General features: G+C 66.5%; 11 protein-coding genes. 8 read left to right on the top strand and 3 right to left on the bottom strand.

The features are described 5' to 3' along the window. Window positions 1–15: 15 nt before the first annotated feature. Window positions 16–1,929, bottom strand: a complete 1,914-nt coding sequence (locus tag HZA32_07485; GenBank protein MBI5423914.1) for a hypothetical protein — start codon at window positions 1,927–1,929, stop codon at window positions 16–18. A gap of 206 nt (window positions 1,930–2,135) precedes the next feature. On the opposite strand from HZA32_07485, the gene HZA32_07480 reads away from it, so the two are divergent. The 4 genes from HZA32_07480 to HZA32_07465 all read left to right on the top strand — a co-directional run bounded on the left by HZA32_07480 (window position 2,136) and on the right by HZA32_07465 (window position 13,593). Continuing rightward, entirely contained in the window at window positions 2,136–6,611 is a 4,476-nt protein-coding gene (locus HZA32_07480; protein MBI5423913.1) for an autotransporter-associated beta strand repeat-containing protein, read from the top strand. Window positions 6,612–6,749: 138 nt separating this feature from the next. Then, window positions 6,750–8,774 carry a heparinase II/III family protein gene (locus HZA32_07475; GenBank protein MBI5423912.1) on the top strand — a complete coding sequence of 675 codons (2,025 nt, stop codon included), beginning with the start codon at window positions 6,750–6,752 and terminating at the stop codon, window positions 8,772–8,774. A 101-nt stretch (window positions 8,775–8,875) separates the two neighbouring features. Further along, complete coding sequence (locus HZA32_07470) at window positions 8,876–10,303, top strand: nitronate monooxygenase (GenBank protein ID MBI5423911.1); 1,428 nt, start codon at window positions 8,876–8,878, stop codon at window positions 10,301–10,303. A 164-nt stretch (window positions 10,304–10,467) separates the two neighbouring features. Next, complete coding sequence (locus HZA32_07465) at window positions 10,468–13,593, top strand: hypothetical protein (GenBank protein MBI5423910.1); 3,126 nt, start codon at window positions 10,468–10,470, stop codon at window positions 13,591–13,593. 90 nt (window positions 13,594–13,683) lie between these two features. Here the strand turns inward: HZA32_07465 and HZA32_07460 are convergent, their stop codons facing one another. Both HZA32_07460 and HZA32_07455 read right to left on the bottom strand, forming a co-directional pair. After that, window positions 13,684–14,622, bottom strand: coding sequence for a hypothetical protein (locus tag HZA32_07460; GenBank protein ID MBI5423909.1), 939 nt, complete (start codon window positions 14,620–14,622; stop codon window positions 13,684–13,686). Window positions 14,623–14,815: 193 nt separating this feature from the next. Next, window positions 14,816–17,821 (bottom strand): bifunctional proline dehydrogenase/L-glutamate gamma-semialdehyde dehydrogenase, encoded by a 3,006-nt coding sequence (locus tag HZA32_07455; GenBank protein ID MBI5423908.1) that lies wholly within the window; start codon window positions 17,819–17,821, stop codon window positions 14,816–14,818. A 186-nt stretch (window positions 17,822–18,007) separates the two neighbouring features. Here HZA32_07455 and HZA32_07450 point away from each other — a divergent pair, with 186 nt between their 5' ends. The 4 genes from HZA32_07450 (at window position 18,008) to HZA32_07435 (ending at window position 22,110) form a co-directional block, all read left to right on the top strand. Then, a complete protein-coding gene (locus HZA32_07450) occupies window positions 18,008–18,769 on the top strand; it encodes an amino acid racemase (GenBank protein MBI5423907.1) in 762 nt (253 codons plus the stop codon). 177 nt (window positions 18,770–18,946) lie between these two features. Next, entirely contained in the window at window positions 18,947–19,501 is a 555-nt protein-coding gene (locus tag HZA32_07445) for an RNA polymerase sigma factor (GenBank protein ID MBI5423906.1), read from the top strand. Between the two features lie 9 nt (window positions 19,502–19,510). Beyond that, window positions 19,511–20,131 (top strand): hypothetical protein, encoded by a 621-nt coding sequence (locus HZA32_07440; protein ID MBI5423905.1) that lies wholly within the window; start codon window positions 19,511–19,513, stop codon window positions 20,129–20,131. Further along, window positions 20,128–22,110, top strand: a complete 1,983-nt coding sequence (locus HZA32_07435; protein ID MBI5423904.1) for an RDD family protein — start codon at window positions 20,128–20,130, stop codon at window positions 22,108–22,110. The genes HZA32_07440 and HZA32_07435 overlap by 4 nt, the downstream gene beginning before the upstream one ends. Window positions 22,111–22,114: the final 4 nt, after the last annotated feature.

Below are 22,114 nucleotides of genomic sequence, written 5' to 3'. Positions count from 1 at the left end.
GGGAGTCGGAGCGGGTTACTTGGTAGTGAACTCGCGCTGGCCGAGGAGCTCGGTGCCGCCGCCCGATTTCGGACGATAGACTTCGATCCGGTAGCGGTGTTTGCCGGACGCGGTGCCGAAGTTCAGCGTGTAGTCGTTGCCGTTCTTGATGGTGTAGGTCGAGCTGGTCGCCGTGTCGCCGTAGGCGTAGAGGCGCGGCGCGCCCGCGGAGCCGTTGGAGTAGATCTCCGAAACGGATACGACCACGGTGCGATCGACGGCGGTGTAGGAGGAGCTGTAGCCGTCACGGTCGCAGCCGGAGTAATTGCGGTCGCAGCCGTAATAGTTGCGATCGCAACCGGAGTAGTCCCGGTGGCAATCGTCGTCGTCACGCGAACGATAGCCCCAGTGACAATCATCGTCGTCACGCGAACGGCATTCGCGGCAGTTGACTTCGAATTTGATGCCGACGCTGGCGCCGCCCTTGTAGCTGGTGCATCCGGAGGTGGGAGCGATCCAGTTGACGCTGCAGGTGACCTGCGGGGGCTGGACTTCCTTCACCCTGAAGGTGACGGAGGTCGAGGCGACGGAGTTGCCGCTCTTGGCGGTGGCCGAAAGCGTGTAGGTGCCCGCGGTGGTGATGGAGAACGTGCCGGTGCCCGTGGCGGTTTGGGTGCCGATGCCCGTGACCGTAGCGGTGACCGGGGAGCCGTTCAGCGTGCCGGTGAGGGAGCTGATGGTGAACCCGGTGCCGGCCACGCCGGTGTAGGAGAACGGAATGAGCGTGGGACCGGAGCCAGCTACGCGCGTGTAGACGGCGCAGTTATCCGGGGAATTGATCTTGATGCAGGGGCGCGGCGCGTTGGTGGCCGAGGTGACGGTGAACGTCGTGCGCGCGGTCGCGGAGCCGTAGTCGTCGGTGCCGGTGACGACGAGCTCGTAGGAGCCGGCGGTCGTGATCGAGAAGTCGCCCGTGCCGGTGGCGTCCAAGGTGCCGATGCCGGCGGGAGTGAACGTGACCGGTTGCCCGTTCAGCGTGGCGGTGAGCGTTCGCATGCCGCCGTAGAAGCTGTGACCGCTGAACGAATAGGGCACGCTGAGCGGGCCGGAAGCCGGGAGCGTGTAGGTGCTGCCGTTGACCGGCGAGGCGATGGCGACCGTCGGGGGAGGGACGGAGAGGACGACGGTGAAGTCGCTGACGTCGGTGGCGGTGCCTTCGTCATTCGTGGCGCGGGCGGTAATGGTGTAGGTGCCCGGGGCCGTGATGTTGACGGAACCGGTCGCGGTGACGGAGCCGTCGGTATTGGTGACTTGTTGCAGCGGCGTGATGGAAATGCCGTTCACGTCGCCGACCACGGTGCGCAGCGGGGAAACCACGGGAGCATTCGCCAGAAAGGTGATGGGAACCTGAAGGCCGACGGCCGGATTGTAGGTGAATTGCGCGTTCGCGACCGGCGACGTGATTTCAACGGTCGGCGGGCCCGGGGGCGGCGGCGCGGGATAGATCGTGGCATTGAGGAAGCCGCCCAGATCCTGCGTGCCGACCGGCCAGCCGGGAGTGAGGAACTTGTAGGCGTAGAGGCCGCCGGGCACGCCGTCGGGGAAGGCGAGGTCGACGCGGGCGAGGATGGTTTGTCCCGGGCCGGTGAAGGTCAGCGTCGAAGGGTTGAACGAAACGTAACTCAACGCGACCGCGTCAGGGATGCCAGCCGGCTGGCTCAGCATGCTGAAAACAGGCGTGATGGAAGTCGACGAGCCCACAGGGACGTTCGAAGGCGAGGTGATCGCCACGTAGACGGTGCGGGTGAGCGGCTGGTCGCCCTCAACTCGGGTCAAGCCTGGGTTGTAGGTGACCTCGGGAGTGCCTGGCCCGACTTGGGCGTTGGCGCTCGCGAGTCCGGCCAGCATCGCGAAGCAGCTGAGTGCAAAACGGGGTAGATTCAGTTTCATGGGTGACCTCAGATTTTGTCCGTAGGGCCGATTAGACCGGCCGCTTGCGGGGTGAGCAAGTCAATTTATGGGAGTAAGACCCTAGGATTTAGGCTAGGATTTGGCGTGTAGACCCCAAGTGGTCCACCAAGTCCTAGGTGTTTATCCCTAATTTGTGATGGACTCTTCCGGGGCAACCCTTTGACTTTCGTAGTATCAGGAACCCCATGCGCGCCCGCTCCACTGCTATTGCCGACGCCCTGCTCCGGAGAATTGCGCTCCGTGGTGTGCGGTTTTCTGCGGCGGTATTGGGATCGATGGCGTGGCTCGCGGCGTCGTTGCCCGCGCAGACTGTGAATTGGTTGCCGGCAGGTGGCGGCAACTGGGATACGACTACCAATTGGTCCGGCAACAACGTCGTCAACGCGGTCGGCGAGTTCGCCTCCATCGGGGGCGCGACTGGCGGCACCATTTCGGTCGGTTCGAACTACACGATTGGTGGCATCACTTTCGCGAACGGAGCCGGAGCCTTCACGATTAGCAAGACGAGCGGCCCGACGCGCACCTACACGCTCGGGGCGACGGGCATCACCAACAACGACGACTCGGGCCAGACGCTCACTGGTGCCAATTTCCGCCTTACGCTCGGCGCCGCGTCGAGTTTCAACGTTGGCAGCTCCGGCGCGCTCACCATTTCCACGACCGGCGGCAGCATCACCACGAGCGCAACGAACACGCTCACCCTGGGTGGCAACGGCTCCGGCCTCGGCACCGTCAGCTCGACGATCAACGGCACGGGCGGCACGGTCACGAAAAGCGGCAACAGCACTTGGGTGCTCTCCGGCAACAACAGCTATACCGGTGGCACGACCATCGCGGGCGGCACTCTGCGTGCCGATTCCGCGAACGCCCTCGGCACCACCGGCACCGTCCGCTTCACCGGCGGCACGCTCCAATACGGCTCTGGCATCACCACCGACTATTCTTCCCGCATCGGCAACAGCACCAGTGCCATCGCGATCGATACGAACGGCAACAACGTCACCTTCGCCTCCTCGCTCGCCAACACCAACACCGGCGGCCTCACCAAGTCCGGCGCCGGCACGCTCATCCTCAACGCCGCCAACAACTACACGGGCGGCACGACCCTCAACGCCGGCACCCTCGCCGTCGGCAATAACTCTGCGCTCGGCAGCGGGACCCTCACGATCGCAGGCGGCACCCTCAGCGCCAGTGGCGGCGCCCGCTCGCTGACCAACAACACCGTCGCGAACGCGAATTTCACCATCGGCGGCTCGCAGGACCTCACTCTCTCCGGCACGTTCAGTCTCGGCGCCGGCGACCGCACGATCACGGTCGACAACACCGGCACGACCACGTTCTCCGGCGTCGTCAGCAATTCCTACTACGCCAACTTCACCAAAGCCGGCGCCGGACGCCTCGTTCTCTCCAACGCGAACACCTACGTCGGCCCCACACTCATCAACGGAGGCACGCTCGCGATCACCAACAGCGGCGCGCTCGGCACCTCGACGTTCGGCAACACCGTGGCCAACGGCGCCACCCTCGAGCTTTCCAATAACATCGCGGTCAGCGAGGGCGATTTCACGATCACCGGCACCGGCGTCAGTTCCGCTGGCGCCATCAACAACCTCTCCGGTTCGAACACCCTTAGCGGCCAGATCCTGCTGGGCGGCGCCGCCACCATCAAATCCACCGCCGGCAGCCTCACGCTCGCTTCCTACACGGACCTCGGTGCCTACAACCTCACCATCGCCGGCGCGGGCAACACGACCTTCTCCAGCCAGATCAACAGCAGCGGCGGCGCCCTCATCAAAAACGACGCCGGCACGCTCACGCTCTCCGGTGCCAACAGCTACACCGGCGGCACCACGCTCGCTGGCGGCACGGTCGTCGCCAACAACGCCGTCGCCCTCGGCACCGCCGGCACCGTCCGTTTCACCGGCGGCACGCTCCAATACGGCAGCGGCATCACGACCGACCTTTCGTCGCGCATCGGCAACAGCTCCAGCGCCATCGCCGTCGACACCAACGGCAACAACGTTACCTTCGCCTCCTCGCTCGCCAACACCAACACCGGCGGCCTCACCAAGACCGGCTCCGGCACCCTGACCCTTTCCGCCGCCAACAACTACACGGGCAACACCACGGTCTCCGGCGGCACGATCAACATCCGCAACGCCACCTCGCTCGGCTCCGGCTCCGCCACTGTGAACACCGGCGCCACCCTTGAAATCCAAGGCGGCGGCGTCACCGCCTCCAACGCCATCACCCTCGCCGGCGGTACGCTCCGCAACGTCAGCGGCGACGTGAACTGGTTCAACGGCAACATCGCTCTCACTGCCGACAGCACGGTCAATTCTGGCACCCTCGGTGACCGCCTCTACGTCGGCACCACCGGCACCACGATCGATCTCGGCACCAAGACGCTCACCGTCGACGGCCCCGGCAAGACCGTGTTCATCGGCGCCATGGGCACCGGCACCGCCGGCAATCTCGTCGTGAACAGCACCGGCGAAGTCTGGCTCAACTCCCAGTGGCAGGTGAACAATTTCACCGGCACCACCACCGTCAATCGCGGCACGCTCGTCCTCGCCACCAACAACGCCGTCGGCTTCCGCAACACCACCATTCGCGGCGACATCACCATCGGCAACGGCACCGACTCCGCCACGCTCCTCTACGCCACCGGCTACGGCATCGAAAAACTTGCGGATAACGTGAACGTCACCGTCAACCGCTACGGCACGTTCAACCTCAACAGCACCTACGAGACCATCAACGGCCTCACGCTCAACGGCGGCACCATCGCCCTCGGCGCGGGCGGCACCCTCGTTCTCAACGGCGACGTCAACGTCGGCTCCTCCCCCGACACCGCCACCGTCACCGGCTACCAATTTTGGCTCACCCCCGCCGCCGGCAACCGCAACATCACCGTCGCCAACGGCGCCCAATACGACGACCTGCTGTTCACCGCCAGCGTCGTCTCCGGCGGCGTCACCAAACTCGGCGCCGGCCGCATGACCTTCGCCGGCAACAACACCTACTCCGAAGCCACCAACGTCAACGCCGGCGTCCTCAACATCCGCACCGACACCGCGCTCGGCGGCCACAACTCCAACGACGTCAACGCCGGCACCACCGTCGCCAACGGCGCCGCCCTCGAGATCCAGAAGGACGTCGCCTACAACGGCGGCAACGACGTCACCATCGGCCTCGAGCGCCTCACGCTCAACGGCACCGGCATCGCCAACGACGGCGCCCTCCGCAATCTCGCCGGCAACAACACCTGGAACGGCATCGTCAACCTCGCCTCCAGCAGCCGCATCAATTCCGACGCCGACCGCCTCACCCTCAACGGCAACGTCACCAGCGCGAACAACAGCAACCTCACCGTTGGCGGCTCCGGCGACACCTGGATCAACGGCGCCATCGGCACCGGCACTGGCACTCTCACCAAAGACGGCAGCGGCACCCTCACGCTCACTGGCAACAATTCCTATGACGGCGTGACCACGATCAACTCCGGCGTCGTGAACGTTCGCCACACCTACGGCCTCGGCACCACCGTCGCCGGCGTCACCGTCGCCGACGGCGCCGCCCTCCAGCTCCAGAAGGACATCAACTACAACGGCGGCGCCAATCTCACCATCGGCAACGAGACCATGAGCCTCAGCGGCACCGGTATCGGCAACACCGGCGCTCTCCGCAATATCGCGGGCGACAATACCATCGGCGGCGCGATCACCATCGCCAACGCCAACGTCCGCATCAACACCGACGCCGGCTCGCTCGCCCTCAACAACACCGTCGCCGTCGGCAGCAACACCCTCACCGTCGGCGGCGCCGCCAACACCACCATCGCCGGCCAGCTCACCGGCACCGCCAGCTCCCAGCTCACCAAGGACGGCGCCGGCACCCTCACGCTCTCCAACAGCACCAACACCTTCGCCGGCAACGTCACCGTCTCCGCCGGCACGCTCGCCATGGGCGCCAACAACGCCCTCAACAGCTCCACCATCGACCTGCAGATCGACAGCGGCGCCACCATGTCGCTCGTCGGCTTCGCCCAGAAGATCGGCACTCTCGCCGGCCTCGGCACCCTCGACTTCGGCAGCAACTCCACGCTCACCCTCGACGGCGGCCTCTCCCTCCTCGAAGTCTCCCAGCTCCTCGGCACCGGCACCATCGTCGTCAACGCCGGCTCCACGCTCCGCCTCGGCGCCGACTTCAACAACTCCGGCATCAACATCCAGCTCAACGGCGGCACCCTCGAGCTCAATGGCACCACCACCACCTTCGGCACCCTCAGCGTCACCGGCAACTCCATCATCGATTTCGCGAGCACCGACTCCGTCGTTAACTTCACGACGCTCTCGCTCACCTCTTACACGCTCTCCGTCGCCAACTGGAACGACTTCAACGACCTCTTCATCGTGGCGAACGATCCGGGCAACAAGGCGACCTCGCCGCTCAACCTCGTCACTTTCGCCCCGTCCGGTTCCTGGGTCGGCAACGACACGATCTGGACGACCGACTATCCCTCCGAAGGCTTTGATCACGGCAACGAAGTCCGTCCGTGGCGGCCCGTTCCCGAGCCCTCCACTTACGGCGCGATGCTCATGGGCGCCGGTCTCGCGCTCTTCGGCGTCCGCCGCTGGCGCCAGCAGCAGAAGAGATAAAGCGGCACCGCTGGGCCCCGGCGCAACGCTCCTTCGCGTTCCTTGCGCGCGGAAAATTCTCTCCGTCTCGCGCGGCGGAAAATCTCCCGGCTCCTCGCCGTTGACGCGTTCGTCGTCCCGCGCGACTCTCCCCGCGCCATGCGCGCGCTGCCGCTCTCGTTCCTGCTTCTCGCTTCGTTCGCCGCCGCGGCACCCGCCGCTCCGCGTTTCCCCAAGCCCGATCCCGCGGCCCAGTTCCGCGACTGGAAGATCTACGCCGCCGCCGGCCAACCGTGGCGTGCCGCCCGCGAAGATTGGGCCGGCGCCCGCGAACGTGTCGCCAGCGACCCCGCCTGGCAAAAATGGCTCGCCCGCGAACACGCGGAGCTCGACGCCTGGATCTCCCGCCACCGCGACCGCGTCGAGTGGATCGCTGGCTGGTCGCACGACGGCATCAGTCCCAAGGACGCCTCGCGCCTCACCTGGGTCGACCGCATCCCCGGCGAAGAGATCGATCATTTCTCCAGCCCCTCCGATCCGCACGTCTCCATCACGCCTAAACTCCACGCGTGGTGGGTCGTCGGCTTCCGCGACCGTCACCTCGCCATGATGGTCCGCGCCGCGAAGCTCTCGCGGCTCACCGGTGAGCCGCGCTACGCCGACTGGGCCGCCGCGCAGCTCGATTTCTACGCCGACAACTACCTGAAGTGGCCTTCGCCACCGGAGAACGCACCGACGCGCACCGGCGCGCGCCTCTTCTGGCAGACGCTCAGCGAGGCGAACGGCCTGATCAAATTCGCCGACACCGCGCGCCTCCTCGGCGAGACCGTTACCGCCGATCGCCGCGCCGCGTGGACCGAAAAACTCTTCCGCCCCGAAGTCGCCGTGCTGAACAAGAATTTCCAGGCGATCCACAACATCGCCGTCTGGCAACGCGGCGCCGTCGCGCAGGTCGCGCTGCTCCTCGGCGACGAAGCGATGTGGCGCGAGGCGCTCGACGGCCGCTTCGGCCTCCGCCGCCAGATGGCCGAGGGTGTGACGAGCGACTACCTCTGGTGGGAGCAATCGCTCGGCTATAACGCCTACGTGGCGCAAGCCACGCTCTCGCTCTTCACCGCCGCCGGCCTCCACGGTCGCGCCGCCGAGCTCGCCGACGAACTCAACATCGCGCAAAACCTCCTGCTCAGCCTGCTCACGCTGCGTTTCCCCGACGGCAAGCTCCCGAATCCCGCCGACAGCGGCGCGCCCGGCACCGCACCCGATCGCTCGCTCTTCGCGTCGGCCTACCGCGTGTTTCCCACGGCGCTTGGTCTCCAAGCCGCCGCCGAGCGCCGCGATTGGGACACCTTGCTCGATCCGCCGCCCGCCGCACCGACCTTGCCCGAGTTGCCCGTCGTGACGACGCGCCTCCTCGAGTCCTCGCGCATGGCCGTGCTCAAGTCCGGCCCGTGGCAGGTCTTCGTCCACTACGGCCAGCTCCAGCGTTCGCACGCGCAGCCCGAGGCGCTTAACTGGTCCGCGAGTTTCGACGGCATCGACGTCAGCCACGACACCGGCACCACGGGCTACGGTTCGCCGATGCACCGCGGCTACTTCGCTCGCGGCGCCAATCACAACGTCCCGCTCATCGACGGCGAAGGCGAGGACCTCGCCGCGCTCAACGACGCGAAACAATGGCCGCGCGTCGACGGCATCCCGCAATCCCCGCAACTCGGCCGCGTGCTCGAATTCTCCGCCGCGCCCGCGCGCCTGAGCGTCGAGCAACCGCGCTACACGCCGCACGCCCGCGCTCGCCGCACGATCGAGATCTCCGGCGACGCGTTCGTCGATCGCGTCGAGCTCGCCACCGATGACGGCCACCCACACGCGCTCGGCTTCACCCTCCAGCTCGAAGGTGCCGCGCAACTCGGCTCCGAATTCTCCGCTGCGCCCGATTTCGCTCACGGTCGCCCCGAGCCGTTCGGTTACTGGCGCGAGGTGCGCGGCGCGACGTTCCGCGACCGCGCCGTGGTTCCCGTGCGCTTCGGCGCACGCACACTCATCGTCGAGATCGAGTGCGCCGGCGAGTTCCGCCTCTGGCACGGCGACACGCCGGACGTGCCGCCCCGTCGCCGCGAGACGCTTTTTCTCGAGACGCGCGGCGCCGCGGCGAATTTCACCACGCGCATTTTTCCCGCGAAATAGCGCCTCGACGCGTTCACGCCCAGTTTTCGGCAAGATATGCGCCAAGGTGACGGGTCCCGTGATTGACCTCGCGCGGCGCGCGGCCTCGCAATTGAGGCGTCATGCATTGGACCAATCCCCCCACGCACTGGCCGCGCTTGATTCAAGGCGGCATGGGCATCGGTGTTTCGAATTGGAATCTCGCCCGCGCCGTCTCGTTGCGCGGGCACCTCGGCGTCGTTTCCGGCACGGCACTGAACACCGTCTTCGTCCGCCGCCTGCAGGACGGCGATCTCGACGGCGCGATGCGCCGCGCGCTCGACGCGTGCCCGCTGCCGAATGTCGGGCAAATCCTCGAGAAATACTTCGTGTCCGGCGGCATCGCCCGTGGCCAGCCCTACAAGCTCGCGCCGATGTTTTCGCTCGATTCCGCGGCCGAATTGCTCGGCCTCACCGCCGCGGCGAACTTCGTCGAGGTTTACCTCGCGAAGGAAAAGCACGACGGCGTTGTCGGCATCAATCTCCTCGAGAAAATCCAGTTGCCCACGCTCGCTTCGCTTTACGGCGCCATGCTCGCCAAGGTCGACTACGTGCTGATGGGCGCCGGCATTCCGAAATCCATCCCCGGCATCCTCGACCGCTTCGCCGCCGGTGAGAAAGCCGAGATGCGCGTCACCGTCGAAGGCACCAAGGACGAGCACGCCATCACACTCGATCCCGCCACGCTGTTGCCGGGCGAAAAGCTCGCGCTGCCGCGCCCGCGCTTCCTCGCGATCGTTTCCTCGTCGGTTCTTGCCCTTACGCTCGCCCGCAAGTCCAGCGGCAAGGTCGACGGCTTCGTCGTCGAAGGCGCCACGGCCGGCGGCCACAACGCGCCGCCGCGCGGCGGCACGACGCTCAACGAGCGCGGCGAACCCATCTACGGCCCGCGCGACACACCGGATCTCAACGCCATCAAAGCGATCGGCCTGCCGTTCTACCTCGCCGGTTCGCAAGCCACGCCCGAGGCGCTCCGCGCCGCCGAGGCCGCCGGCGCCGCCGGCGTGCAAGTCGGCACGCCTTTCGCCTTCTGTCGCGAGAGCGGGCTCACGCCGGAAATCAAAGCTGCCGCGCTCGCGAAGGCCCGCGAGGGTGCGCTCGATCTCCGCACCGACCCACGCGCGTCGCCCACCGGCATGCCGTTCAAGGTCGTCGATCTTCCCGGCACCGTGGCCGACGCCGCGGTCTACGACGCGCGTGCGCGCAAATGCGATCTCGGCTACCTCCGCGACGCCTACGCGCAGCCCGACGGCGCGGTAGGTTTTCGCTGTCCCGCCGCGCCCGCCGACAAGTTCGCGGCCAAAGGCGGCGACATCGCCGAAACCGTCGGCCGCAAATGCCTCTGCAACGGCCTGCTCGCCGCCATCGGCCTCGGCCAACGCGGTGCGGATGGCAGCGTCGAACCGCCGATCGTCACCGCCGGCGACGACGTGCGCGGCATCGCGCGCTACCTCAAACCCGGCGCGAACGACTACGGCGTCGACGACGTGCTGGCCTACGCCGGCGTCTAGCGGCTCGGGCCACCGCAGCTGATTTCCGCCCCGGGAAACTACGCGAAACCGCGTAGGCTCGCGGGTGGGGATTGCGATGGCGAGAGAGGCGCGACTGCATTTCGACTGCGCCCGCAGGGCCGATCTCGGTTCCCGGCGCATTGCGAATGCCGCCCATCGAGCCGATGAAAATTCCCCGGGAATTTGCCCGCCTTCTCCTTCCACTGACGCTGGGCGCGCTGCTTGCCGCCGCGAGCGTCCTCAGCGCCGGTGAAACCGACGCCTGCCGCAGCGCCCGCGCGCGGATCGACCGCGCGGTCGACGCACCGGCTGAACCCACGGGCGGCGAAGCGCGGCTCGCGTTCTTGCGTGAGCGCGGCGTGTGGCTGTTGCGATTCGAGCAATGGAAACAGGCCGAGCAGGATTTCTTCGCCGTGCTGCAAAAGTTCCCGCAAGACGTCACCGCGCGCGCTGGCGTGGCGTGGGCCGGTTTGAAAACCGGGCACGTCGAGGCGGCGCGGACGCGGCTCGATGAGCTGAAGAAGGAATTTCCGGACGCGTTCGCGCAGGCCGGCGCGAGCGACGACATCCGCCCCGCCGCGTTCGCGCGGATCGCCGATCACGTTTACTGGCGGCAACAACAAGGCGCGGTCGTCGCCGACGACCTCGCGGAGGAGCCCTACGACTTCGGCGCCTTTCAGTTGGATGCGCTCATGGAGGACGCCGCGACGTCCCTCGAAAACGGCCAGCTCGATGTGGCCGAGGAGCGCTTGCAGGCCGCCTCGGCGCTCGGCGCGGCGGAGCTGCCGGCGACGGCTCGCTTGCGCGCGCAACTCGACGCGGACCGAGCCGCTTGCGCGCGGCTGGAGCCCGGTGCGCCCGAGCTGGCGGCGCAGCGATTCCAGATCGAGGCGTTGGTCGCGCAGGCGCGGCAGCGTCGGAACGAGCCGGGGGCGATGGCGGGCCGCAGTGCGCGATTTGCGCAGCTGCGCACGGTCGTGGAAAGTCTGACGAAGACGGAGCTCGAGCTGCCGACGTTGGCCGCTCGCCGCCGGCTGTTCGCCAGCTGGCTGGCGCTGCGTGTCGGAGCCGAGCCCGCGTCCGATCGTGCGACTTTCCGTGAAGAACTCGAAAAGGCGGCGCAGCTGTTCGCCTCGACTCCCAACGAAGGCGACGCGGACAGCGCGGCGCTCGCGGTCGAGAATCTGGCGCGATTGCGCGCGCTCGCGCCGAACTGGCCGCTGAGCGAAGTGAAGGCGCTCCCGTCGGCTTGGCCCGACGGCGACCTGTTGAACACCATCGCGGAAATCACCGGTGGCGCGCCGCTCGCGCCCGGTGATGCGCGACTGAAACGCGCGATCGATCTCTGGCAGACGCAGCACGAACCTTTCGCCGTGGATAACGCCCTCGACACGCCCGAAGACGCGTTGCGCCTCGGCGATCACTACCGAATCGGCGCCGCGCTCGCGACCTTCGAGCGGCTGACCGTGCCTGAGGCTGACGCCGCGCGGCAGCAGGAGTGCACGGCGCGCATCGGGCAGCTGGTGCGGATGAGCGGCGCGTGCGCGAACTATCCCGCGCCGACCGACAGCACCGAAAGCGGAGCGCCGACGGAAGGACTTCCGCCCGGCCTGCTGCACGCGCACTTCAACGACTGGCTTCCGCCCCACTTGGGCACCGCGAAGGCTCAGGAAGCACAACCGACTTTCCTCCGACTCGAGACGCGCGCGTGGACGCTGCGGCAGTTGCTCGCCGAGGAGAAATCGCTGCCGGGGCCGCTGCCGTGGCGCCAGATTTGCCGGGCCTTCGAGGCGGATTATTCGACCTACGTCGCCGCGATCCAGATTCACGACCGGCCGTTTCTGCTGACGCTGGCGCAACTGCGACGGAAGGCCGGTGACCTCACCGGCACGCTCGACCTGCTGCCCTTGCTCGAGCAGCGCGACCAGCTCGGCTACGAGATCGAAAACCTCCAGTTGCCGACGCACACCGGGGGAGTTTATCCGGCGGAGTTGAGCGCCTTCGTGAGTTCCCTGCGCGGTGCTTCGCCCGCCGCCACGGCTTACGCGGATCTCACCGCGTGGATCGATGAGGTGAATCGCACGCGCAGCGCCGGGCCGTTGCCGGAAATCGCGGCGGAGTTGCGCGCCGTGCCCGCCGTGGCGCTGCAATGGACTTGGGCGCAGATCATCCCGCGCCGAATCACCGACGCCCGCGAAGCGCTCCAGCCCGCGGAGGCCAACGCGAAGGACAGCGCCTCGTTCGGCCTGCTCGCGCCGGAGCTGATGCTGCGCGCGCTCGCACCGCAGGTCGCTCCGCACTTCGACGAGGGCCGGAACGTGTGGAATTTTCACTCGGAGGACCTCGACGCGGCCGCGCTTCAGCGACTGAACGCGGACTGCTCGCTGCTGATGCGACGCCTGCTCGAGCTGAAAGCGGATCCGCGCTGGAAAAACCTGAAAGGCGGCGACCTGCTCGAGTTCCGGCTGGCTTTCGCCGCCGGGGATTTCGCGTTCGCGGCCAAGACGGAGGCGGGAGTGACAAGCGAGCGCTACCTCCTGCACCAGGCGCAGTCCGAGGCGGCGGCGAGTGCGGGCCTTGAGGCGCTATTTGCCGGCAAATTCGACGTAGCTCGCGCGAAGCTCAAGGAGGCTGATGCGCTTGAGGTCGTGCCGTATCCGGGTGACAAGTCACGCGACGACTCGATCGAGGACGGCGAATACGTGCTCTTCCTGCGGGCGCTGCTCGGCTACGTCGAGATGGACGGCGTCCGCCTGAAAGGCGGCGAGGTGCTGGGTTACTTCGAGAAGGCGCTCGCCGCCGCCAAGCTGCCCAAGCACCGGGAAAATTATCGGAAGTTCGAAAACGAGATCCGCTGGCGCGCGGCCTATCTGGACAATCGCGAAAAAGGTCGGACGGAAATCGCGCGCTACCTGCGCGCCGTGATTTTCGAGAAGGCGGAACGAGACCTCGCGTTCGAGCGCGGCTGTTACCTCGATCCCGAGGCGGTGAAGGGCGTGATCGAGACGGCGTGGATCGACCTGCACGAATTCAAGGAGCAGCTCACCTACACGATGCCACCGCCGCCGGAGAAGGCTGACGTGCATCGCACGGTGACCGAGTATGTCGAAAACCCGGCGTATTTCCGCCATCACGGCGAGGTGCTCGCCGCGATGGCGCGCAAGGATTACGAAGCCGTGGAGCGCCTCGGCGAGGTGCCGAAGATCATCGCCGTGCAGCGTGAGGTCGTCGATTCCGAGCAGCCGTTCTGGGGTTACTACCGGACAATCTACCGCGCGCTGAAGTGGTGAGAACAAGGCGGCCGCGTCGGAGACGTTCAGCCGCTGAGGCGGAAAAGTGGCGCGGGCTTGCCGCCCGCCACGGTTTAACGGGCGCTCCGCCTAACGCGGAGGCGTGAAGGAGAACGATTCGACCGGCATGGGCTCGTTGATCCGCACGTTGCTCAGCTCCATGAGCTGCAAGCCAGGCTTGCCGTTCGAGACGAAGCGCAGCTCGTAGCGGTGGATGAGATTGTCCGGCCCCACGAATACGCGCTGATCGAACGCGGACAGCTCGCCTCCCTCGATGTTGCCCGTTTCGTAGCGGTGATAAATCACCGTGTAAGTGACGCCGTTGATGGTTTGCGGAGCTTCCATCTTCAGTTCGCTCGGGATGCGGAAATAGAGCATGCGCAGCGCTACCCGCGGGTCGAAGAACGCGTGCAGCGCGATGCTGTCCCACAGGCGAAGATCGCGACCCCGGGGGTCGGTGACCGTTGCGTCGATGAGACCGCCGCCCTCGAGGCCCGAGGCCTGACGTGCGGCGAGATCAGGGTCGTGCGGGCCCGGTTCGAAGGTGCGGTTTGTGATAATACGATCAGACACCGCTGATCGCGTGGAAATCTCTCGCGGCGCGCTCGGATCGGCGGGCGTGCGGAACTCAGGGTTCAGTGGAGTCGAGATCGGGTTGCGGCCGCCGCGGAAATTTTTCGGCACGTAGGTGTAGGTCATGTAGCCATCCGACCCGATCAGGTTGGGAAACGCCGGCTCGGCGATGCGAGTGAGGGTCAGACGCGCGTAGTTGGGCTTCATCAGCCGCGCATGCCCGATCACCTCTTGGTTGCGCACGTCGGATTTCACGGTGTAGCGGAAATCGGCGCTCATCGTGCGCGCGGCGGCGTAGGCTGAGTCGATCCGGGCGAGGAGCGCGTCAATTTCAGGCGAGGGAGCCGCCGAGGTTGCGGGCGCGGGCGAAGCCAGGTTCTGCGCGCAGGAACCGAAGAGAAGAGCTAATGCCGGAATGCAGGTCAGTGCGGCGAGACGTCTAATGGAGCAGTGCATGCAAAAAGGGCCATCGCACCGACACGGTCGTCGGCAGGAGGCCCGGAGAAACGCAACCTGAGTCGATTGCATGAGGCAAGGGCGAAAGAAAAAGGCGCGCCGCTTTTCTGCGGCGCGCCTTGTTTGCTTGGGGGAGGTAACAGCCAGCAATGGCGTGTGCTTGGTGGGTCGCCCTTTCGGGCGGGGGTGTCGCTTACTCGTTCTCTTCCGGCGGCGTGAAGCCGCGGCGGAGCACGTTCTCCGCGATGAGACGCGGAAAGAGGAAGTTTTCCAAATACTCGCGGCCGCCGGCCTTCGTGCCGCCGCCGGACATCTTGAAGCCGCCGAACGGATGGCGCTCCACGATCGCGCCGGTGTTGCCGCGGTTGATGTAGAGGTTGCCGACGAGGAACTCCTCGCGGGCGCGCTCGATTGCGCGCGGGCTGCGCGAGAAGAAGCCGCCGGTCAGCGCGTAGTCGTTGTCGTTCGCCATCGCGAAGGCTTCGTCGAGGTCCTTGGCCTTGAGGATCGCGACGACCGGGCCGAAGATTTCCTCGCGGACGATCTTGTGGTCGGGTTTGCATCCGGTGAACACGGTCGGCGGCACGAAGTAGCCGCCGCTCGCGATCTGCTCGGGCGTGAGCGTGGCTTGCCAGGCGAGCTTGGACTCCTTCTTGCCGGCTTCGATGTAGCCGAGGATCGATTTCTGCGCGGCGTCGTCGATGACTGGATTGACGATCGTGCCGGGGAGCGACGGATCGCCGACGGGGAAGGTCGGGCACGCGGAGAGGAAGCGCTCGACGAATTTGTCGTAAACGCCTTCGAGCACGATGAGGCGCGAGAGCGCGGAGCACTTCTGGCCCGCGAAACCGAACGCGCTGTAGAGACACGCCGGGATCGCCTCGTCGATGTCGGCGTCGTTGTCGATGATCATGGCGTTTTTGCCGCCCATCTCGCACACGACCTTCTTGAGGTTGAGCTGGCCGGGCTTGGTCTTGCCCGCCTCCTCGTAGATGCCGAGGCCGACTTCGCGCGAGCCGGTGAAGGCGATGAAATCGATCTTCGGGTGCGCGACGAGGTGCGCGCCGGCGTCGGCGCCGGAGCAGGGCAGGTAGTGCAACGCGCCCGCGGGCACGCCGGCCTGCGTGAGGATGTCCATCAGGAACGCGCCGATGATCGAGGTCTGGCGCGCGGGTTTGATGATCATGCAATTGCCCGCGACGAGCGGCGCGACCGTGAGGCCGGTGAGGATCGCGAGCGGGAAATTCCACGGCGCGACCGAAACGCCGACACCGCGCGGCGTCCACTGTTGCACGCAGTGTTCGCCGGGGACTTTTTGCGTGACGACGGGCTTCGCCATGCGGCGCATCTCGACGGCGTAGAAGCGCAGGAAGTCGATCGCTTCGGACGTGTCGGCGTCGGCTTCGACCCACGGCTTCGCGGCTTCGAGGATGAGCAGCGAATTAATCTCCATGCGGCGCGACTCCATGAGGTCGGTGGCGCGCTCGAGCATTTTCGCGCGATCGTCGACCGGCGTGGCGCGCCACTTCGGGAAGAACGCGACGGAGGCGGCGACAGCGTCCTCGGCGTCCTGCACCGTGCCCTTGGCCCAGTAGCCGACGACCTGCGCGGGACGCGCGGGGTTGACGGACGGGAGGAACGGGCGGTCGGTGACCTTCTTGCCGTTGATGATCACGGGCCACTTCTTGCCGAGCTGGGTCGCCTCGAACTGCTTCAACGCGACGCGCTGCTTCTCGCGGTTGGCGGCGAGCGTGTAGTCGGTGTTGGCGGCGTTGACGAACGCGCCGGCCGGGCGCGGCTTGCGCGCGAGCGGCTCAGTGGCGGCGGCGAGGGCGTTGACGGGGTTGCCGAGGAGCTGCTCCTTCGAGGCTTCGCCCATGTTTTTGATGCGGAGGAAGCCTTCGTTGGAAGTGTTCTCGAGGAGGCGGCGGACGAGATACGCCATGCCGGGCAACAGTTCGCCGATGGCGCTGTATTCGCGGACGCGGTGGCCCATCTGGAGCAGCGCGGCCTTGAGCTCGTCGGCCATGCCATAGAGCGCTTGGAACTCGTAGTGCTTCGGGTGCACGCCGAGACGCTCGGCTTGGACGATGGCGTGAGAGACCGAGCGGACGTTGTGCGACGCGAAGTTCGGCGTGATGATGTCGGCGTTCTCGAGGAGGAACACGGTCATCTTCTCGTAGTTCGCGTCGGACTCGGGCTTCTTTTGCCACACCGGGATCGGCCACTCGCGCTGCTGGGCGAGGACGGTCTCGGCGTCCCAATACGCGCCCTTCACGAGGCGGATGTTGAGCGGGCGGTTGTTTTTGCGCGCCCACGCGACGATGTCGCGGATGTCCTGCTCGGCGTCGCGCAGGTAGGCCTGCATCGCGATGCCGATGGCGGGCTTTTGCGCGAACTCGGGTTCCTCGAAGATCGATTTGAAGAGCGCGAGCGTGAGGTCCTTCAGCTTGTAGCTCTCCATGTCGAAATTCACCAGCGCGCCGACTTCGATGGCGCGGCGGAGAATCGGGCGGAGGCGGTGCTTGAGCGCCTTGATCGAGTTTTCCGGATCGGCCGGATGGACGTCGGGCGTGAGCGCGGAAATTTTGACCGAGAGATTGAGGCGCGGGAGCGGCTTGTTGTCGGGGCCGAGATCGCTGAAGCACGGCTCGGGCTCCTTCGCGTAGAACTTCGAGACCGAGTCGAGGATCTCGAGATTGCGCTGCAGGAACACGTCGGCCTCTTCCTCGCTCACGACCGCTTCGCCGAGGAGGTCGATGGTCGTGGCGATGCCGAGTTTGATGTTCTTTTTGATCTGCTTGAGCAGGTCTTCGCCCGTCTCGCCGGCGACGAATTGCCCGGCCATGTCGACGATCTGCGCCTTCACCGGGCCGGCGACGAGCGCGGGCGCGAACGACGAGGCGGCGAGGCCGGCCTTGAGCGCGGGGTTGAGCTCCACGGCTTTGTCGCCGAGGTATTCCTGGAGGTGGCGGACGATTTCGCCGGAGGAGTTGAGCGAGGGGAGGACGTCGACGAAGCGGAAGAGCTGCGTCTTGAACGCCGGGTCCTTCATCGACCAATCCATCAGGCGAGCGTAGGCGCCTTTCTTGGAGAACAGCGCCGGCGGCGGCTGCTTGTCCATGAGGGCAAAGAGCTGTTCGCCCTTGGCGCGAACGGCGGATTCAACTTTCGGGTCGGGGGTGAGGAATTGAGCCATGGCGTGAAAGCGTTGGCGCAATAGTCCGATTCGGCCGCGGTGTCGCAACGGGCGCGCGGCATCAAAAACGTGCGTTCACGAGTTCTAATTGCAGGAAAATCGATTTCTTCTCGCCGCTTGCCATCGCGGCGCGCGCGGCATCCGATGGGCGGCACACACGATGGCTACGCGTCCGCACGCAATCGCATGAACTGCCTCGGCCTCATCGGCGGCATCGGCTGGGAATCGACCGCTCTCTACTACCGCCTCATCAACGAGACGGTGCGCAGCCGCTTCGGCAGCCTCTACACGGCGCGGATGATCATCAATAGCCTCGAGTTCCAGTCGCTCGACACGTTGGTGAAGGAAAACCGCTGGAACGACGCCGGGGCCATGCTCGCCGAAGCCGTGCGCACGCTCGAACGCGCCGGCGCGGACGGCGTCCTGATTTGCTCGAACCTCATGCACTACGTCGCAGAGCACGTGGAATCCGCGGTCGATATCCCGCTGCTCCACCTCGGCGATGCCGTCCTGAAAGAGCTCCGCGGCGCGCGCGTCACCCGCGTGGGTCTGCTCGGCACGCGTTTCACGCTGGAGCACGATTTCCTGCTCGAACGGCCGAAGGACAAACCGGAGCCCGGCCGGCCACGGAAGCCGATTGCCGTCTTGCAGCCGCACGCGCGGGATTTGGATGAACTCGACCGCATCATCTACGGCGAGGTTTGTCGCGGCATCGTGCGCGAATCGTCGCGCGATACACTGCTGCGTCTCGCGGGCGAGCTCCGCGAGCAAGGCGCGCAGGCGATCGTGCTCGGTTCGTCCGAGCTCGGCCTGTTGCTCAAGCCCGACGATTTCAGCGAACCGATCCTGGATAGCACCGAGATTCACGCCCTCGCGGCGGCGAAGTGGATCATCGACAGCAAGCCGACTGGGACCAAGACTGCCGGTCGGGGAGGGCGTCGTGGGTGATTCCCGCCTCATGCCCGCTCGCGGGCGTTCGTTCGGCGGTCTCGAATCGGGTCGTTTGACGCTGATTCAACTCGCTGGTTCACAGTCGTTTTTGGTGGCGAAACTTTCTGCAACTTCGACCGGCGCGGAGGTGTTCTGATGCACGACACAACTCCAGTGCAAACGAACTCAGACGGGATGACGGTCCCGACCGACTTCACCACCTTCATGCGCAACTACCAAGACATGGTCTACTCCACCGCCGTGCGGCTCATCGGAAATGAGACGCAAGCGGAGGATATTGCGCAGGAGGTATTCATCAAAGCCCACGAGCATTGGGAAAAGCTCGCCGGCAGCCCGACGGCCGGCGGCTGGCTGAAGACGGTGGCGACCAACATGTCGATCAACCACATCCAGCGCTACAAGAAGCGTTGGAGCTTCTTCTCCGACCTCGTCCACCGCAACGACGAGGGTGAGGAGAAGGAGGTCGAGTTCGCCGCGCCCGACACGTTTTTCGTCGGCGTCGATTCCTCCGAACGCCGCGAATACATCGAGCAGGCCCTCTCCAAACTGCCCGATCACCAGCGCGTGCCGCTGATCCTGTTTCACTTCGAAGACATGCCTTACGAGGACATCGCCAAGAAACTCGGCGTCTCCCTCTCCAAGGTCAAAACCGACATCCTCCGTGCCCGTGAGGCGCTGGCCAAGATCCTTGTCCGTCGCGGCACCGCCCACGAAACCTTCCAACCCTGAGCCCTCGTCATGAATCCCGAGAAAATGAATCCTGACGAACTCGAGCAGTTCATCCACCGCGAGCTCCGCGCGCTCCCGCCGCGCAAGGCCCCGGCCGATTTCGCCGCGCGCTTCGAGGCCAAACTCGCCGCGCGCCACGCGCAGACCGCTTCCGCGGCGCCGCAAGCCGCGCTTTCCGCTGCTCAAGTCGAACAACTCGTCCACGCCGAACTCCGCGCGCTGCCGCCGCGCCGCGCTCCGCGCACCCTCGAGGCGCGCGTCCTCGCCGCCATCGAGCAGCGCAACGCCGTCGCTTGGTGGCACAAGAGCTGGAGCTACTGGCCGACCGGCGTGAAAGCCGCCTTCGCCACCGCGTCTTCCGGCCTCGTCGTCGCCGCGGTCTATGCCCTCACGCTCCTCGGCCGGGTGCCGCAAGCCGGCGCGATCACGCAAGAAGTCGGTGAGCGCGTGCAGTTCCTCTCCTCCCTCGTCGCGCTCGGCACCTGGATGGTCGAGTTTGCCGGCCGCGTGATCGGCGGCATCCCGGCGCTCTGGCTCTACGGCGGCATCGCCGTCGTCGCGATGCTCTACGCTTCCTTCTTCGGCCTCGGCGCCGTCGCCTACCGAACCCTTTACCGAACCCACTCATGAAGATTGTGCGCTTCAAGACCCTCGCGTGGCTGCTGCCGCTGCTGGCGTTTTTCGCCGCGGGCGCGCTGCTCCGTGCGGACGACCCTCCGGCGTCACCGGACAAGCAAACTCCTCCGCCCGCTCCGACCGAACAGGCACCGGCCGCGGAACCAGCCGCGGTTCCCAACGAAACTGCCGTTCCCGCGCAGCCGACTGAAACCGCCGCGCCCGCTGAAACCACCGCGACGACGACGGAAGCCGCCGCCGAGCCGGCCGACGACGACCAGGCCGACCAAGCCGCCGTCGAAGCCGCCGAAAAAGCCCGCGCGCAGGCCGAGCGCGCGCTCGCTGAAGCCGAGAAGGCCGTAAAGAAAGCGCGGTCAGGTTCCGAGAAATCGCGGAGCGAGGCCCGCGCCGCCGCCGAACGCGCTCGCGAGGAAGCCCGCGCCGCCGTGCGCGAGGTGCAGAAACAAGTTTCCGAATTGAAGCGCAGCAAGCGCACCCGCACGTCGAACAACGGCGACCGCGTCATGGTGGGAGACGACAATGTTGTCGCTGCCGGCACCGTGGTCCCTCACGACGCCGTCGCGGTGATGGGCAATCTGACGGTCGAGGGCGAAGTGATGAACGACGCCGTCGCGGTGATGGGCGACAACACGGTCAACGGCCGGGTGCACGGCAACGTGGTTGCCGTGCTCGGCAACCTTACGCTCGGTCCGAAGGCGGTCGTCGATGGCAATCTCACGTGCGTAATGGGCGAGATCCAACGTGATCCCAGCGCCGTCGTGCACGGCAGTGTCGAGGTCCAGTCGATTGGTCCGAACATTCGGCCGGCTTCACTCGTGAGCTGGTGGGACCACGCGCTGCGCTTCGGTCGCCCGCTCGCCTTCGGTGCGCACCTGGGCTGGCTGTGGATCGTCACGGCCTTCTCGATCGCGTTCTACGCACTGCTCGGACTCCTCTTCCCGAAGAAGATCGCTACGACCGGTGACAAGCTGATCGAGGAGCCGTTCTACGTCATCCTCGCGGCGATGCTGTCGATCCTGGCGTTGCCGGTGATGTTCGTGCTGCTGTGCATCACGATTATCGGCATTCCGGTCGCCTTGCTCGTGCTCCCCGTTGCCACGCTGCTCAGTGCGATGTTCGGCAAGGCGGCGATCTACGGCCTCGTTGGGCGCAAGCTCACCGGCGATCGTTTCCACCCGGCGTTCGCGGTGCTGTTCGGCGGTCTCCTTTTCATCCTGCTCTACCTTGTGCCCGTGCTCGGTGGCATCCTCACGTTGCTCGTGTGGTTCCTCGGCTTCGGCTGCGCGGTGCTGGCGATGTTCGGCCGCGAGAAGAAACCCGCGGCACCGGTCGTGCCTGCGCCTGTGCCGGTGGCAGCCGCGGCGTTCACCGCGCCTGTGGCGGGCGAAAGCACCGTCAGTCCCGCGCCCACGACCTATGTGCCGCCGGCGGCTGCGATGCCGGCGCAGAGTGCGGGCTTCGGAGCGGCGAGCGCGCCGGTTTGGACGCCCCCGCCGGCTCCGGCCCCGAGTCCGGCGCCCGAGGTCGTGCCGCCCGTGTATGGCGCGTCGACCGCGGCGAGCGCTGTGCCGCCGTTGATGGCGGCCACGCTGCCGCGCGCCGGCCTGTGGATCCGCGCCGGCGCGGCGTTGATCGACTTCATCATGCTGGTGATTCCGCTCGGGATTTTCGGCGCCCTGCAACACGGGCCGGGAGCACTTTTCATCGGCGTCGCGGCGTATCATGCCGTGATGTGGAAGCTCCGTGGCACCACCGTGGGCGGCATCATCTGCCGACTGAAGGTCGTGCGTCTCGACGACCGGCCGATCGATTGGGCGGTGGCGATCGTGCGCGCGCTGACGGCGTTCCTGTCGTTCTTCCCCGCGTGCCTCGGCTTCATCTGGGTCTCCTTCGACGAGGAGAAGCAGAGCTGGCACGACCGCGTCGCGGGCACGACCATCGTGCGCGTGCCGAAGGGCACGTCGCTCCTTTGAGGCC

The organism is Opitutia bacterium, from assembly GCA_016217545.1.
In the GTDB taxonomy this organism is placed as follows: Bacteria; Verrucomicrobiota; Verrucomicrobiia; order Opitutales; family Opitutaceae; genus Didemnitutus.
The sequence above is the reverse complement of the archived record's forward strand: the minus strand, read 5'-3'. Positions and strand labels throughout refer to the sequence as shown.

Excerpts from the sequence above, each read along its gene's own strand:
- HZA32_07440 (MBI5423905.1), top strand. The coding sequence starts at position 19,511 with ATGAATCCCGAGAAAATGAATCCTGACGAACTCGAGCAGTTCATCCAC.
- HZA32_07455 (MBI5423908.1), bottom strand. The coding sequence starts at position 17,821 with ATGGCTCAATTCCTCACCCCCGACCCGAAAGTTGAATCCGCCGTTCGC.
- HZA32_07445 (MBI5423906.1), top strand. The coding sequence starts at position 18,947 with ATGACGGTCCCGACCGACTTCACCACCTTCATGCGCAACTACCAAGAC.
- HZA32_07485 (MBI5423914.1), bottom strand. The coding sequence starts at position 1,929 with ATGAAACTGAATCTACCCCGTTTTGCACTCAGCTGCTTCGCGATGCTG.
- HZA32_07470 (MBI5423911.1), top strand. The coding sequence starts at position 8,876 with ATGCATTGGACCAATCCCCCCACGCACTGGCCGCGCTTGATTCAAGGC.
- HZA32_07460 (MBI5423909.1), bottom strand. The coding sequence starts at position 14,622 with ATGCACTGCTCCATTAGACGTCTCGCCGCACTGACCTGCATTCCGGCA.
- HZA32_07480 (MBI5423913.1), top strand. The coding sequence starts at position 2,136 with ATGCGCGCCCGCTCCACTGCTATTGCCGACGCCCTGCTCCGGAGAATT.
- HZA32_07465 (MBI5423910.1), top strand. The coding sequence starts at position 10,468 with ATGAAAATTCCCCGGGAATTTGCCCGCCTTCTCCTTCCACTGACGCTG.
- HZA32_07475 (MBI5423912.1), top strand. The coding sequence starts at position 6,750 with ATGCGCGCGCTGCCGCTCTCGTTCCTGCTTCTCGCTTCGTTCGCCGCC.
- HZA32_07435 (MBI5423904.1), top strand. The coding sequence starts at position 20,128 with ATGAAGATTGTGCGCTTCAAGACCCTCGCGTGGCTGCTGCCGCTGCTG.
- HZA32_07450 (MBI5423907.1), top strand. The coding sequence starts at position 18,008 with ATGAACTGCCTCGGCCTCATCGGCGGCATCGGCTGGGAATCGACCGCT.